This is a genomic window from Streptomyces sp. YS-3 (assembly GCF_045257485.1).
Classification (GTDB): Bacteria; Actinomycetota; Actinomycetes; order Streptomycetales; family Streptomycetaceae; genus Streptomyces.
In genome coordinates this window covers 1-1,371 of the sequence record NZ_JBJHPC010000996.1, presented here as the reverse complement: position 1 = coordinate 1,371, position 1,371 = coordinate 1, and the positions used below count along the sequence as shown (strand labels likewise).

Here is a 1,371-nt window from a genome sequence, read left to right as displayed (position 1 = left end):
CGCCCCCGCCGGCCCCCCCGCCAACTTCTCGAACGCCGACTCCCGATCCACCGCCTCCGCGTACCGCCCGTACAGCGCCGACGCCCTGACCGCCCGGTCGAGCTCCTCCGCCGCTACCGGCCCCATCAGGGACCCCGGCGCCCGCAACCGCGTCGCCGCCACCGGCGTCGGCGCGCCGTTCTCGCTCAGGACCGTGACCACCGCCTCGCCCGTACCGAGCCCGGTGAGCAGCTCCTCCAGGTCGTACGGCGACTTCGGGAACGTCCGTACCGTCGCCCGCAGCGCCTTCTCGTCGTCCGGTGTGAACGCCCGCAGCGCGTGCTGCACCCGGTTGCCGAGCTGCGCCAGCACATCGGAGGGCACGTCCTTCGGGGTCTGCGTCACAAAGAAGATGCCGACCCCCTTGGAGCGGATCAGCCGTACCGTCTGCGTGATCGACTCCAGGAACGCCTTGGACGCCCCGCTGAACAGCAGATGCGCCTCGTCGAAGAAGAAGACCAGCTTGGGCCGGTCCACGTCCCCGACCTCCGGCAGTCCGTTGAACAGCTCCGCCAGCAGCCACATCAGGAAGGTGGAGAAGAGGTGGGGCTTGTCCTGGACGGCCGGCAGCTCCAGTACGGACACCAGCCCCCGGCCGTCCGGCGCCAGGCGGAGCAGCTCGCTCACGTCGAACTCCGGCTCGCCGAAGAACTCGTTCGCGCCCTGCTGCTCGAAGGCCGTGATCGCCCGCAGGATCACCCCGGCGGTCACCGAGGACAGCCCGCCGATCCCCTTCAGCTCCGGTTTGCCGACGTCGGAGACGAGGAAGGCGGTGACCGCCTTGAGGTCCTTCAGGTCGTACAGCTCCAGACCCTTGGAGTCGGCGTAGTGGAAGATCAGGCCGAGCGACTGCTCCTGGGTCTGGTTGAGTTGCAGCACCTTGGACAGCAGCACCGGCCCGAAGCCGGTGACCGTGGCGCGCACGGGGATACCGGTGCCGATGCCGCCGAGCGCGTAGAACTCGCAGGGGAAGCCGGCCGCCTCCCACTCCTGGCCCACCTCCGCCGCCCGCTGCCGTACCTTCTCGCCGCCCTGGCCGGGCGCGGAGATCCCGGAGACATCGCCCTTCACGTCGGCGAGGAAGACCGGTACGCCGTTCGCGGACAACTGCTCGGCGATGAGCTGGAGCGTCTTGGTCTTGCCGGTGCCGGTGGCCCCGGCGACCAGGCCGTGCCGGTTGAGCATGGCGAGCGGGATACGGACGGGCGCCCCCGGGTGGCAGTGCCCCTCCCAGAGCGCGGCGCCGAGCTCCAGAGCGGGGCCGGTGAAGGAGTACCCGGTGGCGATCTCGGCGACGGGGGGCGGAAGGGCGACGGAGGAGGAGACGGGCAC

At 70.9% G+C, this 1,371-nt stretch carries 1 protein-coding gene; it reads right to left on the bottom strand.

The window, feature by feature from the left end:
* Positions 1-1,371: helicase HerA-like domain-containing protein (locus ACJA3G_RS36995; protein WP_406557390.1), on the bottom strand; the 1,371-nt coding region annotated here is incomplete at its 3' end.